This is a genomic window from Mesorhizobium loti CJ3sym (assembly GCF_000472785.1).
In the GTDB taxonomy this organism is placed as follows: Bacteria; Pseudomonadota; Alphaproteobacteria; order Rhizobiales; family Rhizobiaceae; genus Mesorhizobium; species Mesorhizobium loti_E.
Genome location: NZ_AXAL01000035.1, coordinates 1 through 15,021 on the forward strand (window position 1 = coordinate 1; position 15,021 = coordinate 15,021).

Here is a 15,021-nt window from a genome sequence, read left to right on the forward strand (position 1 = left end):
AATACGCCGAGCCGGCTCCAGCGGATGAAGCGGTTGTAGATCGTCTTGTGGGGACCATACTCGCTGGGCGCGTCGCGCCACCGAAGGCCGTTCCTGATCACGAAGATGATGCCACTGACGATCCGCCGATCATCGACCCTGGGCACTCCGTGAGACAGCGGGAAATGCCGCTCAATCCGGCGCATCTGCGCCTCCGACAGCCAGATCAAATCACTCATTGCAGCGCCTCCTCGCACCGCCAATGAATCAGCCGTTTGCTGTCTCCGCAAGAACTTTAATAGGTCCTGACCCTAGGTCGGTGGACCCATAACCCCAGAGCGTTGGCGCCACGAGGCGAGCAATGCCCCGCTTCTCGGCATGGCTGAGACGTGGATGGTCGACCAGCTTAGCGAGATCATCGAGCAGGCAGAGAACGGCTTCAAGCTTGCCAAGTTTTGACGAGGAATGTGTCGGTGTCCGATAACGAGTGTTCATCTCCGATCTCCGCAATCTGGGCCTCAGGCCGGAACCGGGAGGCGGACCGCAGTTTTATGGGTGAATAGACACGATGATCACGCGGTTTTGCGCGCGCGTTCTGTGTCTTGCGAGATCTGCTGGCTCGCCGCAGCATCGCCAGATCCGATGCTGATGCGGCGGGGCTCTACCACAAGAAGCTAGGTGATGCAGGCGAGAACCGCCGCGCGCACTACCAGGCCGCGCTGGATATTCTGCTACAGCTCAAGGCGGCAGGCGGCTTGCCTCCGGCCTACCAGGATCGATCTAACCCCCGGCAGCTGTTCAAAGCGCGCGCTGAAGGCTGCGTCCGCTGGTCGCGCCACCCCCGAATTGCTGTTCTTGTACCTCGTTGGTTTGACTTTCGAGAAACAGCACGGACGCATATGGTCCCCAGCCACGGTGCCGTTGTCATAAACCACCCGTTGGGTAGGCCGGGTGTCCTCACAGTGTCCCCAGCTAGGGCGCCGGGCCACCGCAGATTTGTTCAACTCGCCGGGCGAAGACCCCAACCACCTCAAGCCCGGCGAGCCTACTACCTGATCAGGAACGCGATCAGGGCCGGTATCACCCGGCTCTCATCCGATGCAAAAGCGATGCCAGCACTCCCGTCTTGAAATGGTACAATACCGGGGGAAAACCGGGCCCGCTGGGTGTTATTGCAGACTTGCTAATATTAGGGTCGCGCCAGCCGGCTTTCCCGAGTCGGCTAGGCCCGGCGGCCGGCAAAATCGTACCCCAACGACGGACTGCCGGGCCGCTTCGTCAAATACTGTTAGGCGACGAAGGCCTTGCGACCTCTATTGAAGGGGGTCGCCGCACCAAAGCTTTAGGTTGCGATCTAAAGTTACCCTTTGTTGACCAGATTAGCGCACCATCATATGCGGACATGGAATGTAGCTCGTACATGACCAAAGCCCCGGCGCCTCTCATCCAGCGCTGGGGCTTCGAGGTTCGAAATCGCTGAACAGCCCAGCGCACCGGCCCGTGGCGTTCCAATGGATGAAGGCGACTTCCTTTCCGGTTATGCGCGCATTGCCTTGTACAGAACCTCCCGCAGGGCAGGCGTAGGTTGGTGTTGGTTGCAGTGGGGTGAGGTAAGCGGCTTCACTACCCTTTTGTACAGCGCTTTCGCTGCTCCCACGAGCGTTCAATTTCTGTATCTGACGACGGCCTCCGGCGATCAAGATGATACCGCGGTCGCGGCAACCCTTCCCGATGCGTCGGCCTGGCAATCGACTTTCGTTTGCCGGACTTCGTTACCGCCGTGTCTCGCGTAGTTTATTCGTACCTATTGCCGCCGTCAGTGCACTTCGACGCTGGCGCAACGGACCTGCGCTTACCGCGTATAACACGCACGGCGCCAAGGGCTTCGCGGCAGCCTAAATCGCTCCGCGGCAGCCTAAATCGCTCCGCGGCAGCCAGCAATATATGAGTTAACGTAAGATGGCGATAATGGCGGACGACGCTTTTTGCTCACGCTTTCCTGACCGCAACGGCGCTGGCGTCGCTGCAATTCTACATTCGGAGGGTGGGTGCTCGCCGTAAGACTTACTTGCCTTGTTGCTGAGCGCGCGAGACTATTCGAGTGCCAGCAATGGTCCCCGGCCCGGCTGCCCAGATGCGCCCTCAAAGAGGCTAGACTTGGCAGTCGGGCCACCGTCCCCAATCCAACGGAGCTGCAAACCGTGTCCGCTCACCTCTTCAGCCGCCCTGTTCACGTGTTCGTGGGACTTGGCTTTCCCCATGCGGTGTCGTCTGTGCAGGAAGCCCGTCAAGTCCTTGATGAATGGACGGGTCGGCACAGCCCGAAATACGCAGCGACCCTTGCCCTTTGCCAATCCGCACTTGCCCGCAAGGACGACGTGGAGGCGGCTCGCATTGCCTTTGAAGCCTTTGCCCAGGCCCACGGAATTCTCGCGCCTGAAGCAATCGAACTCGCGGTTGCGCGCGCGGCAGAAGAGTGGATGACGGCATATGATATGCGGTCCGGGGTTCTCGCTGACCGTTAGGTCGAGCGCGAAGGTCGATCATCGGCATGAGGTGCGACCAGTGCCTCAAGTTCGTCAAGCGTGAATTCGATCAAGTATCGATATGTCGACCTGTCAGCATACATGCCTTCTGCATCAATCGTCAAAGTCACCGTGCTGTTCGTTCTGGAGTCAATATTTCCAGGGATCAACGGTCGATGAAAAATGGTCCGAGAACTTCCTTCACGCCTAGCTGGCCCCACCTGCATTCGCATTTATTACCTCGCCACAATTGCTTCGCTATTAAGCGGCGGACCCTCACCCCCCTCAACGTGCCTGAGTTTGCAATTTCCGTGCCAGCAAAATGTGACCCAATATGGGTCACAGTCAAAATTCGCTCGAAGGCTTCAGCACGACGCTTTTTGCCTTGGCTTCGTCGGAGGTTTGTTGGCTGCCGGATTTCGCAACTCGCCAGCGTCTTGATGCCTCCGCGATGACGTAAGTCGATGAAGCCTGTGTGCAGGCAGCGTGTCAGCGCTTGAACATTTAAGCTTGTCCTAATATGTTGCTTGCGGCATGAGGACAAAAAATGGCCAACGAAGTCGAACTTCGCACAACAGTGCTTGCAGAACTGACCGCCGATGTCGTCGCTGCATATGTCAGCAACAATCCCGTGCCAGTCGGCGAGTTGCCCGGCCTGATTGCCTCAATTCATCAGTCACTGTCGGGCCTCAGCCAGCCCGTAGTCGCGCCAGCAGAGGAGCCTCTGCCTGCGGTAAATCCGAAACGGTCCATACAGCCTGACTTCATTATCTGCCTCGACGACGGCAAGAAGTTCAAATCGCTGAAGCGACACCTCGCAAAGCTTGGAATGACGCCAGATCAGTATCGCATCAAGTGGAACCTGCCTGGCGACTACCCAATGGTGGCGCCGAGTTATGCCGCACATCGTTCAGCCTTGGCGAAGTCGATCGGGCTCGGACGGAAGGCCACGCACGTCCCGTCAGCCGAGAAGGTGCCAGCTAAGCGGAAGGCCAAACCATAGTTCGCGACGGCATGACGTAAGGGCAAGAATCAGCTATGTCTGGAGAGCGGCGGACCTGAAAAGGACCGTCAGGCCGGCGTCATTCGGGCAACCTCCCAGCGAGGGCGTCGGCCTTCTCTACCCTGCACCACCCAGCAGTAGCGCCGCCCGATCCTGTGGTATGCCACTGGATGAACTCCACTTCCTTGCCCGTCGCTTCCGTACCGTATTCAACAGGGCCTCGTCCAAGGTCGCGTTGAGCGGTAATGATCACATGCAGCGATTTCAGAGGCTTGACGATGCTGCTGTGCAGCGCTTCGGCCGACTCGGAAAGCGTTCAAGTTCATCATGCGAGAGTTGCGTTGAGGATTTTGTTCGATGATGCATCCATGATGTCGCGGTGATCCTCTAGCGCCATGTCGCGCAGGTCGCGCCCGTTCAGGTGCGAGAGGTCCAAGGCGTTAGGGAGAGAGAGCTTGCTCCCGTCGTGTTATCGCCTTGCGCATCGCAGCAAATCCGGAGAGGTCGCCCTCATTTAGAACGACGATCTCGCCGCTCTCTACGCCGGGCCGTTTCGCGGCTCCAACAAACTTGCGGTATCTTGCCGCCGTTGCGCGTGAATCTTCGCACACAGCCCTGGCGCCACCCAGAAGCCGCTTGCCATGAGAAGCCGAGCCACCATTACAACCAGAAAAAGTCGCATGCCATGCCCCCGCCGATTGCCACAGGCAAATAGCAAAAGCCCGCCATCGAGGAAGCTGTCGCGGGCCTTGTTTGTCTGCATGGTCGAGGGACAACCGCGCTTGAAGAACTTGCGTGATGTAAAAAGGTTTCCGTCGACAAGCGCACCACCTGGAGGGATGATGCGGGGCCGACCCGATGCGAATTCCTCGGGCCGCAGCGGAGGGGTTGCTGCCCACCCCAACCTGCCGCGGAATATCAGGTCCGATGATAACTATTTTGATTCAACGCCTGCGTCAGCCTCTATGCCGATCGTGTCGCCGTCACCATGGACCGCATCACGATCCCAGTCGTTCGTCTTGTCCGGCGTCTTTACAACCGCCTCCCTCGTATCCCTATCTTCGTCCTTTCGAGGCTCTGGTCCTGCCACGTCGCGCGATGATTTAGGTGCCATCAGCTGCGTTCCCTTTTCGGTGTGTCCAAACGCGAAACAACGCCGGAAGAATTCGGTTCCTTCACCGGCGCCCGCAAGCGCCAGATGTCGACCCAATAGGCGTAAGCGATACCGGCGCCGCGCCGTCAGCGCCTCAGCACGATCAAGAGCCGGGCCGGCAGGACGGGTTGCCACCCCTTCGGCGCCTGCTGGGAGGTCGTGCGGGTTATGGGCCGGGTGTGACCGCTGATCCTCGAACTTTGATTGGATGCCGGGGCTAAAAAAGTCCGCCCTCTGACGTGGAGGGGATTGGTTGCACCGCGTCGCCGATCGGCCCACGTCAAGGAATAGTCACCAAGGTAAACTAAAGGCCGGCATTGCCACCAACTTCCTTTCGGCAAACGTAACACCAGTTGTGCCCGTGAGGCGGCGAGTGCTCACGTCCGCATTGCCTCAACATCCGGGCTTGGCGCCACGAAACGATTGCGACGATCAGGCCTTCGCGGGGAGTGAGGCTGCCAGTCTTATGATCGCGTCTGTCGAAGCAGGCTTGTTGACTATCATTCCCAGATCAAAAACGGGGTCGTGACTGGCGCTGAGCAAGCCAGTGTGGACGATAAATGCAACGCCTCGCTCAACAAGCCCTCTCGCCGCAGCCACGCATTCTCCATCGCTCAGGCGCACGTCAAGGATAGCCAAATCGGGATGGTTGTTAGCCAGGAAAACATCTGCCTCTGCGCAGGAACGGGTCAGCGTGACGAGATAGCCCGCTTCCACGAGCGAGGACTCTAGATCGAGACCGACCAGCGTCTCATCTTCAAGCACCAAACTGTCTTGTTCGACGCCGACAAAACGCACCCTGCCCCCGCACGCAGGTATGTCTAGCGATACCGATGGATAAGCGAGTCATCGTATGAAACCGACAATCAGGCAAGCGCAATGTGGATTGACGAGATCAACGATCCCTCGTCGTCTCTGACGGCTGCGCCTCATTCGAATTTCCCAGGCGCAATCGCTGCTCCTTCAACGTGCAGTCTTGGCCTCCCTGGCTTGCCGCTCGGCATCACGCACGATCCTGCTTTCCCGATCAGCCCTCTCAATCTTTTCGCGATCAACCCGACGACGTTTCAAGACAGCCTCCTTTGGTCTGACGGGCCAAAAAAGTCTTCACTTGAGGAATTGTTCTCGGCGAAATTTTCGGGCTGAAACATCATTTGTTATTGAGCGGTGCGCGACCGCCCGGTCTTGGGGAAATCGCGTTTCGAACGATGGAGAATGAGGATATGCGATGCCAATCGGCGCGCTCGAACCTGAGGATTTGAACATGTGCAAAAGAGTGTTCGACCATTCCTGTCGCGAATTGGGCCTGGACGGTTCCTCGCTTGAAAATCAACTGCTCGCGTCTCGAATTCTGGCCTTGTTTCAGAGCGGCATTCATGACGAGCAGCAACTCCTGGCCGCGGTGACAGCGCGACAGAATTAAGCCTGTGCTCACAGTTGATTGAAGCATCGCTGCAACAAAGCTGCATGCGGCACGTTGCGCGTCGAACTGACCACTTGGCCGCTAGCGTGCCGACATATCATGTCGAGGAAATGAACGGGGATACGGTTACGGCGACGCACATCGTCGATGCGACCACGCCTTTGAAGGCCGCCTGAGTCTCGCGCAAACTTCCGGTGGCAGGTACGGGCACCAATCTCGCCGTTTCCGATCCGATCGAGGGGGCTTCCGCGCCGATCACGACGGGCAGAAGGTCTATACCCTCGAGGCGTCCACTGATGTCGTAGCGGCGCGCTGCGATTATGCTTTGCCACACCTCCGGTGGGCTCCATTCCGTTTCGTCGGAATGGACGTGGAAGAAGAAATTTCCAAGGCCGTAGAATATCGGCGAGCCGTTGTAGATCTCCACTGGCTGGAGCACGGGGGCGCCATGGCTGACGAAGAGGTCGGCGCCGGCGTAGATGCACGAGCGGGCAAACGTCTGCACCCAGTGCGGCACGTCCTGCCAACCAGGCTCCCAATGGTGGTGATGCACGTAGGCGACAACGAAATCGTCTTGCGCTGCCGCATGCCGGATCGCCGACAAGTGAACGCTGGCGCTCTGCGGATCGACCACAGGCGACCAAAGTCGGCCGCTTGGGTAAACGCCGTGCCGTAGAAATTGAACTCTCTGTCGCTCGCCAGATCCGGCGGGTCCTCTGGTTGGGCATAGTTGGCCAGTTCAAAAGAAGAACATTGCAGATGGTCGCAAAGACTTGCCAGCTTGCGCAGATGCCAGTCCGGCAGCCCGATCTTTCGAAGGGTCTTCAGCTGGCTGAGGCCGGGGCGAGCGGGCCGGAAAACTGTTTCACTCTGCGCATACATGTTTGCTGGGCCCGGGCCGGCATCGAGCGCAAGCAGCGAGACCTGGCGCGTGCCCAACTGATGGCGACCCGGTTTCGTCGCGTGCTCCTCGTCGACGCCGATCCCGGCATGCAGGAAGCGGCGTGCTCCGACCTCCTCCAGCGTGGCGAGGATGCCCTGCGAGCCGAGATCGAAGGCGTGGTTGTTTGCAAGGGCAAGCGCATTTGAAGCCAATTGCCTGCAACGCGTCGAGAACCTCCGGCCTGGAGTAGCCGAAATACATGCCCTTGGTCGGCCAACCGCCGTGCTTGCCGCAATGTCGGTCTTGAACCAATTCAGGCTCAGCGCCTTGAGGGTTCCATCGTTGGTGGCCGCGTCGATGGCCGCGTCGAATTTAGCGAGCAGCTCCGCGCCGTCCTTGCGCAGGCCGGCGTCGACGAGTCCGATATCCAACCCTGCGCAACGTGCCGCAGCTCGCGGCGTCGATCGGGTCAGCCACGCGATTGGCTGACCCGCATATGTTCCTGTGCGAAGGACGATTACGGGATTGCCGATCGCGCGGGCACGTCCATAGTCACGGTATGGGGGCGCAGTACGTCGATTTGGTTTTGCTTGAACAATCGCTGGCCGAAACTGGCGGCATGAACCGTCCGTTTCCCGATCGTGTTGACGACATCGCGCATAAAACGGCTGGCTCCGTGTTGTTCGATGTTCGTGTCGACGGCGATCCAGGCATTCAAAGGATCGCCGCGATCGGCTATGGCGCGGATGGCGTCGTCGCGATCGTTATGGACGGCCACGGAACGCTGGTTTCGGTCCCTGTGGATGGACGTAGCGACGCGCTGATTGCGGAACTGAGCGCCTGGTGGACATTGCCAATGGCCGAGCAGATAAAAGTCAGCCACGTTGAGGCGGCTACGAAACTGCTTGCCGACCTTGGTCTGCCGGTCAGCAATGCGCCTGATATCGGGCATGGGGTCAGCGGCATCACTGCCTGACAGCGGTCAATATCGAAGCTACCGCTTCCTCACAATTCGTGCAGAGCGAAGGAGCAATCTAGAAATTACGCAGCGGTGCAGGCTACGTCGGCCGCATGAACACGAAGACCGCCAGGATACCTGTTTTCGCCGACAAACGGAGGCGTCTTTTTTTCAGCCTTGGCATTCTGTTAAAACCCCCTCCCCCAGCAACGCCCGCCTGGAACCGTCTCCTGGCGCCGATGTCGGAACTGTCGCGAGACGGTTTGGTGAGTTTAAGCCAGGTTTGTCCCGACTTGGTCGTGTTCTCTCCCCGCGCGATCACGGTCATCGAATTCGATGTCAACCACCGCGTCAGTGGGCGAACTGGAACTTGTGAACCTTGCGTGTCGATACATCGGTAACCCGGATCCATGGTTTGCCCGGCGTAGTGCCAGGCATCAACGGTCGCGAAATCGTTTTGACCAGGTCATGGACATGGCTCTGCGCTTCCACTGAAGTGCTACTAGTCACCTTCCTGCCAAGCATCGCATCGACTTTGTATGTCTTCATCCGCCTCCTCCCGGCGGCGATGTTTTACTCAAAGCCGAGTAGGAAAGGAACTGCTAATGGACGGCAATCACTCCCATGGCTGGATGACATACGTGTTCGCGTATATCTACTTTTTATACGAGGTCGCGTATACTGCCTATTTATACGCTGACTCGTATATTGCCAATTTATGCGCGATCCCGTATAGTCCCTATCGGAGACCGGATCTTGAACGACCAGATCGCTCGCAGCGAAAAACAACTCGGCGCGATACTGCGCCGGACCCGCAAGCAGGCTGGCTTGACACAGGGGTCGCTTGGAGCTGCGATCCACCTGCGCCAGGGTACGGTGTCCAGGCTTGAGGCTGGCGAGCCCGCCGTGCAACTCCACACCTTGATGGCCGTTCTCACCGCCCTCAATCTCGAACTCGTCCTTCGACCGCGCAGCAAAAGCAGCGCTGCTGATATCGAGACCCTGTTTTGATGTCACGGCGACCAGCTCACATCCCGTTGAATGTTTTCCTGAACGGTCGCCTGGTGGGGGTCCTGCGCAGGGAAGCGACCGGCGCCGTTGACTTCCAATATGCGCGCGACTGGCTCGACTGGCGCGGCACTTTCCAGATTTCCCTTTCGCTTCCCTTACGCGAAGACCGCTATATCGGCACGCCAGTGGTCAATGTCTTCGATAATTTGCTTCCTGACAGCGACGCCATACGCCGGCGTGTCGCCGAACGCGTCGGCGCGGCCGGCACGGACGCCTACAGCATGCTCGCCGCGATAGGTCATGACTGCGTCGGCGCGTTGCAATTCCTGCCCGAAGGCGTGGACCCAGGCGATACCGGCAGTGTCGAAGGCAAGATGGTCATTGACGAGGACGTCGCCGCAATGATCGGGGACCTTGCCGCGACGCCGCTGGGCCTCAGCGAGGACGCAGATTTCCGCATCTCGATCGCCGGCGCGCAGGAAAAGACCGCTCTGTCGCGCAAGGAGGGGAGCTGGTTCAAGCCGGTCGGCACGACGGCGACCACCCATATCCTAAAGCCGCAGATTGGCCGGCTGCCGAATGGCATCGATCTCTCCAACAGCGTCGAAAACGAGTATCTGTGTCTTAAGCTGCTGCAGTCGTTTGGCGTTCCAGCCGCCCATGCGGAGATCGCCGATTTCGGGAGGCGACGGACGCTGATCGTTGAGCGCTTCGATCGGCTGTGGGCTCGTGACGGTCGCCTCCTGCGCCTGCCTCAAGAGGATATCTGTCAGGCGCTTTCGGTGTCGCCCACGCGCAAGTACCAGTCCGAAGGCGGTCCCGGCATGCGCGAGATTGTCGAGCTTTTGAAAGGAAGCGATAGGCCTGAGGAAGACATTGCCATCTTCCTGCGCGCCTGCGTCTTGTTTTGGATGATTGGCGCCACAGACGGCCATGCCAAGAATTTCAGTATCTTTCTAGGCCCCGGCGGACGATTTCGCATGACGCCCCTTTACGACGTGCTGACCGCGCAGCCCAGCCTCGATACCGGGCAGATCCCCCGCAAAAAATTCAAACTGGCAATGTCGGTCGGAAAGAACCGGCATTATTCGGTAGCTGACATCATGCCACGTCACTTCTTGCAAACGACCGACATTGCTGGCGTAGGCACACCTGTCATGCGAAGAATATTCGAAGACATCGCCGGCAATGCGCTGAAGAAAGCCGACAGCGTGCTGAATTTATTGCCGGCCGGCTTTCCCGAGCAGCTTGCGCAGTCGGTCAGGTCGGCCGTGGGCAAGCGTGCCGCTCTGCTTCTCGACAGCAAGGCCGACGCTTCTCCTTGACCTCCATACGAGGAACCGGTGCCGAAGCAATTTGCGACGGCTGCGGTCTGCTCTCATCGATCTGGTCAGCTTCCCTTTGAGCACCGAGGCATGTGCCCTTGTGCGATCACGGCCTCGCGCCGCCGGTAATCCACCGAGCGGCGGTCTTCCTGACGATCGGCGCATCCATTGGCGACCTATATGGCCCCACGGAACCGATTGGCCATGCCGTGCATTGATAGTCGGTTTCAACCGAGGGTCAGCCATGTCTATCATCGACACCATTGCGGGGATTTTCTCGTCGAAAGAAGAGCCCAAGAAGGCTCCCGCGAAGAAGGCGCCTGCCAAGATGGCGGCGTCGTCAAAACCGGTTTCTTCAAAGTCAGTTCCCAAGGCGGCTGCGAAAAATGCCGCGCCTGGCAAGGCGTCTGCTGCAAAAAGGACGGGTGCCGCTCCCGATATGGCAACCCGCTCAAAGGACGCCGCATCCAAGGCGAGCTCTAGCCGGACCAAGGCTGGGAATGCGAGGAAAGTGGCTCATTGAGCCGAGGAAAAACCGGAGTCCATATCGGCCGGCTTGAAATCGCTCAAAGGTTCATCCAAGGGGACGTGACCTGCCCCCATACTGTCGGTTTGAGAGGGTCATGTCGCTGTTAGGCATGCTTTCTCATCGGCGCATTCAACGTGGCGCAGCCATGGCTGAACATCTCCATGGGACGCACGCATCGGTCTCCTCCTTAGAGACGTGCGTGTCGGTATGTCTTCCAGAGTGGGCTGTCGGCTTTTCCTCGCAAGCTCGCCGAAAGTAACGCGCCACGGACCGGCGCTGCGATCATTGAGCGGTAAAGAACGTCAGAATCACTTTGCTTTTCTCCCAGCAGACAAACGAAGCGATCGGGAGTTCTGGTTCATCACGGGGGGACGGACGCCGACGCTGGCGCGGGACGCGCGCCTGCAGCTTTGGCTCATCAGAACCACCCTCTCCATTTGAACCATATAAGCGGCAGGATCGCGCTCACCGCAATCAATGCCAGGCCGTAGGGGTAGCCGTATATCCAGTCGTATTCAGGCATGAACTTGAAATTCATGCCGTAGATTCCAGCGATCAGCGTTGGTGGAATGCCGACGATCGAAACGATCGTCAGGATTTTGAATATGTCATTTTGGGCAATCCCGATCAGCCCGACCATGGCGTCAAGCAGGAGCTGCACCTTGTCGGACAGGCGGACTTCATAGTCTTTCAAAGACGCGGTGTCCTGCTTCAAGTCGCTCATGCGCGCCTTGGTTTGCCCCTCGTCATCCCAGTCCGCGGTCATTTCGCAAGCAAAATCTATGGCGCGGCCCAAGGCCAGCAAAGCGTCACGTTTTTCCGAGAGAATGTCTCCAAGGCGCCCGACCTGGCGTAGCCGGGCGCGGACAAGCTTGTTGGAGCGGACCGCCTTGCGGCCTTGGCCTTCCGGAACATGAAAAGCAATGGTTGATAAAGCGCGCAATTCCGTTGCCGCTTCTTCCAGACCGTCGGCCAGGCGATCGATGAGCTCGTCGCAAAGAGCGACGAAAACCTCGAGGCTTGAGCCGGGTTGCTCCGCGGAACCATCGAAACGTGCGGCAACGGCGTCGAAAGCCGCCAACGCGGTGAACCGCACCGTCACGAGATGCTTGCGCGACAGGACGAAGCCGAGCGGCGCGCTCTGCGGACCGCCCCCGTCGGCATGCGTCACGATGGGAACGCTCATGGAAAGCACGCCGTCACGGGCCTTCAGCCGACTTGATCTTTCAATCTCGCTCAGGGTTTCGCGGCTTGGAACATCGACGCCGGTTGACGCCTTGACCTCGGCGATTTCCGCTGGTTCTGGATCGTGAAGGTCCCACCAGATAACTTTGCCCCGTGCCTTTCGACTGTCGCTATGGGGATATCGGCTCAACATCGGACGGTGCGGCCTCCTGAGGGTGTAACGAGGCGTCTTAGCATGCCGCCAAAGCCCGGGCGAGGCAACGAGCTCCCTGCCAGCCACCGCAGGACAATTCCAGTTTGGCGGCAAGCGGGAACGACCTTCCATTGCGGAGCGACAGAGGGTTCGTCAGCCGAAACCACAGAGCTCTTGCTGGCAAGTTGCTTACCCCCGGATTTTTGTTCCGATCGTCATGCTGACCGTCGGCGCACACTCAAGTTGAGGCCTGTTGAGACAGTCTAGCCTCGAGTACGCAGGTGAACATGCCAAACGTTGGCGCATGATTGATCGTGCTGGTCCCTGCCCTCGTGCGACTTGGCAGGCGCTCCTGGCAGAATTACTGCGGTAAATGTTGATACTTATGCCAGTGAAAACAGACCTTTAGCCGAGCACACCCTTGGGCAGCTTGCGTCGCTGTCGGCGTTTCTTGTGTGGTGGGCGCGGCTACGGCGGCAGCGCTCGGGCAAGGCTGTTAACCTTTTGTTAACTCAAAATTTCTTGCCGGTGGCTGCGAATCGGAGCTTAATAGCGGTTGTCGGCGGCATTGCCCACAAAAAGCGCCAATTCAGGTTTCGACGAGAATGAATATCTCTATGCGGCTGCCACGTTTCGAGTTTGATGACAAAATCCTCGAACAGGGCGCCGAGATTTCGCGACGACTGAACCAGCTTCGGATGGAGAAATTCCCGCCGAATGCGACCAAGACGCTGCGCACATTCTCTATGGCCGAGGTCGCTCACTACCTTGGTGTGTCGCAAAACAACCTGAAGCGTCTGCACCTGGAAGGCAAGGGGCCCCTGCCCGACCAAAGTCCTTCCGGCCGGCGCTCCTACACGGCCGGCCAGATGCTCGAGCTTCGCCAGTTCCTGGATCAACATGGCAGGACCGAGGTCAAGAAATATGTCCCGCACCGCAAGCTTGGCGACAAGCTCCAGGTCGTTGCGGTCGTTAACTTCAAGGGCGGCAGCGGCAAGACCACCACGGCAGCGCATCTCGCTCAGCATCTGGCGCTGACGGGGCATCGGGTGCTGGCAATCGATCTTGACCCGCAGGCTTCGCTTTCTGCGCTGCATGGTTTCCAGCCAGAACTCGATCGCAACCTCTCCCTTTATGAAGCGATCCGGTATGACGACGAACGCAGATCGATCGCGGATGTGATCATACCGACGAATTTCCCCGGCCTGGATATTGTTCCCGCCAATCTCGAGCTGCAGGAATACGAGTACGACACGCCGCTCGCCATGCAGGACAAGACGTCGAATGCTGGCCGCCAGTTCTTTACACGCATGGCCAGGGCACTGGCGGAAGTCGATGACCGCTACGATGTTGTCGTGGTCGATTGTCCGCCTCAGCTTGGCTATCTGACCTTAACGGCAATGTCGGCGGCGACATCAGTGCTGATCACCGTTCATCCGCAGATGCTCGACCTGATGTCGATGAGCCAGTTTCTGTTGATGCTGGGCGGCATATTGAAAACGATCAAGGCTGCCGGTGCGGCGATCGAGCTCGATTGGTTTCGCTACCTGATCACGCGTTACGAACCGACTGACATTCCGCAGGCGCAGATGGTCGGCTTCATGCAGTCCATGCTTGCCGGCCAGATCCTGGAAAACCCGATGCTGAAGTCGACCGCCATTTCGGATGCCGGCCTGACCAAGCAGACGCTCTACGAGGTCGAAAAGTCGTCTTTCACCCGTTCGACCTATGACCGCGCGCTGGAATCGCTCGACGCGGTGAACGCCGAGATAGTCACCCTCATCCATCGTTCGTGGGGTCGGTCATGATCGCGGACTTTACGGCAGTAAAAATCGGCAATTTTCCATGTGAAATCAGATCGCTAGTGGCGATCGGAGGCGATTGATGGCGCGCAGGGACGTCTTTGGAAGTGTTTTGAACTCCGTTGCCCCAGGGGCTGATGCCCAGGATGTGTCTGGGTATGCGGTTCGTGGTGCGTCGCGCTCTATCATGCAATCGTTCGAGGAGCTCTCCAAGAGCTCGGTTGTCGATCTCGATCCCGAATTGGTGGACACCTCATTCGTTTCGGACCGCCTGGACGAAGACGATGAGGCGTTTCAGGAATTGCTGGCAGCCATCCGGGAGAGGGGACAGGATTCTCCGATCCTGGTCAGGCCTCATCCGGAGGTCTCAGGGCGCTTCCAGACTGTCTTCGGCCATCGCCGCGTCAAGGTTGCGCGCCAGTTAGGCAGGCCGGTTCGTGCCGTCGTCAAGAAGATGGGCGACGAGGCCCATGTCATCGCCCAAGGCCAGGAGAATGCCGCCAGGGCCAACCTGTCCTTCATCGAAAAGACGCTGTTTGCCGACCGCATTCTCAAGCGGGGTCATACGGCAGACACGGTGAAGTCGGCTTTGGCGCTCGATGACACGACCTTTTCGAAGATGCGCTCCGTGACTGGCAATGTTCCCGAACAGGTGATTGTGGCGGTCGGCGCCGCCAAGGCCGTCGGCCGCGACAGATGGTGGCAGCTGGCCAAGCTCATGGAGCATCCTGGCAGCGCGGGCAGGGCGGCGGCCTATGTGACGAGTGCGGAGTTTGCAGAGCCAGGCAGCGATGCACGATTTGCCCGTCTCTTCAACTTCCTGAGCGCGCCGGCGAAACGGTCACCGGCAGTATCGAAGACACTGGAAAAGGACTGGGCGCCGCAGGACAGGTCGGTGCGCGCCAAGATCACCGACACCGGGAAAGTATTCACGCTTGCCCTGAAGGCCAAGGAAGCCTCGCTATTCGGTGCGTTCATCACCGAGCGGCTGGACGAGCTCTTCGAGGCCTTCCGGCAATCGGAAATGTCCAAGAAAACGGGAGACTGAAACC

The 15,021-nt window shown here is 58.9% G+C and carries 16 protein-coding genes and 1 pseudogene; 10 read left to right on the forward strand and 7 right to left on the reverse strand.

Going from position 1 to position 15,021, the window contains the following annotated elements:
- Together A3A9_RS0132325 and A3A9_RS44370 are read right to left on the reverse strand one after the other, a co-directional pair.
- Positions 1-218: transposase (locus tag A3A9_RS0132325; RefSeq protein ID WP_027058726.1), on the reverse strand; the 218-nt coding region annotated here is incomplete at its 3' end.
- Between the two features lie 28 nt (positions 219-246).
- Entirely contained in the window at positions 247-474 is a 228-nt protein-coding gene (locus A3A9_RS44370; protein WP_152536222.1) for a hypothetical protein, read from the reverse strand.
- 1,706 nt (positions 475-2,180) lie between these two features.
- Here A3A9_RS44370 and A3A9_RS39990 point away from each other — a divergent pair.
- Positions 2,181-2,504 carry a DUF982 domain-containing protein gene (locus A3A9_RS39990; RefSeq protein WP_063827810.1) on the forward strand — a complete coding sequence of 108 codons (324 nt, stop codon included), beginning with the start codon at positions 2,181-2,183 and terminating at the stop codon, positions 2,502-2,504.
- Between the two features lie 547 nt (positions 2,505-3,051).
- Positions 3,052-3,507 (forward strand): MucR family transcriptional regulator, encoded by a 456-nt coding sequence (locus A3A9_RS0132350; RefSeq protein ID WP_027062309.1) that lies wholly within the window; start codon positions 3,052-3,054, stop codon positions 3,505-3,507.
- Between the two features lie 1,585 nt (positions 3,508-5,092).
- Here A3A9_RS0132350 and A3A9_RS0132360 read toward each other — a convergent pair.
- Complete coding sequence (locus A3A9_RS0132360; protein ID WP_027062311.1) at positions 5,093-5,458, reverse strand: hypothetical protein; 366 nt, start codon at positions 5,456-5,458, stop codon at positions 5,093-5,095.
- Between the two features lie 81 nt (positions 5,459-5,539).
- Here A3A9_RS0132360 and A3A9_RS44945 point away from each other — a divergent pair, with 81 nt between their 5' ends.
- Both A3A9_RS44945 and A3A9_RS0132365 read left to right on the forward strand, forming a co-directional pair.
- Positions 5,540-5,806 (forward strand): hypothetical protein, encoded by a 267-nt coding sequence (locus A3A9_RS44945; protein ID WP_161634565.1) that lies wholly within the window; start codon positions 5,540-5,542, stop codon positions 5,804-5,806.
- 82 nt (positions 5,807-5,888) lie between these two features.
- Positions 5,889-6,083 (forward strand): hypothetical protein, encoded by a 195-nt coding sequence (locus tag A3A9_RS0132365; protein WP_027062312.1) that lies wholly within the window; start codon positions 5,889-5,891, stop codon positions 6,081-6,083.
- 97 nt (positions 6,084-6,180) lie between these two features.
- On the opposite strand, the gene A3A9_RS41975 is transcribed toward A3A9_RS0132365, so the two are convergent.
- Positions 6,181-6,717: a CapA family protein gene (locus A3A9_RS41975; RefSeq protein ID WP_051371344.1), complete on the reverse strand. Its 537-nt coding sequence runs from the start codon at positions 6,715-6,717 to the stop codon at positions 6,181-6,183.
- 308 nt (positions 6,718-7,025) lie between these two features.
- A pseudogene (locus A3A9_RS46580) lies at positions 7,026-7,397 on the reverse strand (CapA family protein); the annotation flags it as partial.
- A gap of 50 nt (positions 7,398-7,447) precedes the next feature.
- Between A3A9_RS46580 and A3A9_RS45415 the strand changes: the two are divergent.
- Complete coding sequence (locus tag A3A9_RS45415; RefSeq protein ID WP_202596426.1) at positions 7,448-7,942, forward strand: hypothetical protein; 495 nt, start codon at positions 7,448-7,450, stop codon at positions 7,940-7,942.
- Positions 7,943-8,275: 333 nt separating this feature from the next.
- Here A3A9_RS45415 and A3A9_RS44380 read toward each other — a convergent pair whose 3' ends face one another.
- Positions 8,276-8,473: a hypothetical protein gene (locus A3A9_RS44380; protein ID WP_027062314.1), complete on the reverse strand. Its 198-nt coding sequence runs from the start codon at positions 8,471-8,473 to the stop codon at positions 8,276-8,278.
- A gap of 207 nt (positions 8,474-8,680) precedes the next feature.
- On the opposite strand from A3A9_RS44380, the gene A3A9_RS0132390 reads away from it, so the two are divergent.
- The 3 genes from A3A9_RS0132390 (at position 8,681) to A3A9_RS40005 (ending at position 10,783) form a co-directional block, all read left to right on the forward strand.
- Positions 8,681-8,935 carry a helix-turn-helix domain-containing protein gene (locus A3A9_RS0132390; protein ID WP_027062315.1) on the forward strand — a complete coding sequence of 85 codons (255 nt, stop codon included), beginning with the start codon at positions 8,681-8,683 and terminating at the stop codon, positions 8,933-8,935.
- On the forward strand, positions 8,935-10,260 hold the full coding sequence (locus A3A9_RS0132395; protein WP_027062316.1) for a type II toxin-antitoxin system HipA family toxin: 1,326 nt from the start codon (positions 8,935-8,937) through the stop codon (positions 10,258-10,260). The genes A3A9_RS0132390 and A3A9_RS0132395 overlap by 1 nt, the downstream gene beginning before the upstream one ends.
- A gap of 244 nt (positions 10,261-10,504) precedes the next feature.
- Positions 10,505-10,783, forward strand: a complete 279-nt coding sequence (locus tag A3A9_RS40005; protein ID WP_051371348.1) for a hypothetical protein — start codon at positions 10,505-10,507, stop codon at positions 10,781-10,783.
- Between the two features lie 424 nt (positions 10,784-11,207).
- On the opposite strand, the gene A3A9_RS0132405 is transcribed toward A3A9_RS40005, so the two are convergent.
- The gene (locus A3A9_RS0132405; protein ID WP_245279173.1) at positions 11,208-12,254 is read right to left on the reverse strand and encodes a magnesium transporter CorA family protein; all 1,047 of its coding nucleotides are present in this window, start codon (positions 12,252-12,254) and stop codon (positions 11,208-11,210) included.
- 518 nt (positions 12,255-12,772) lie between these two features.
- On the opposite strand from A3A9_RS0132405, the gene repA reads away from it, so the two are divergent.
- Together repA and repB are read left to right on the forward strand one after the other, a co-directional pair.
- A complete protein-coding gene (gene repA / locus A3A9_RS0132410) occupies positions 12,773-13,975 on the forward strand; it encodes a plasmid partitioning protein RepA (RefSeq protein WP_027062318.1) in 1,203 nt (400 codons plus the stop codon).
- Between the two features lie 76 nt (positions 13,976-14,051).
- On the forward strand, positions 14,052-15,017 hold the full coding sequence (repB, locus tag A3A9_RS0132415; protein WP_027062319.1) for a plasmid partitioning protein RepB: 966 nt from the start codon (positions 14,052-14,054) through the stop codon (positions 15,015-15,017).
- Positions 15,018-15,021: the final 4 nt, after the last annotated feature.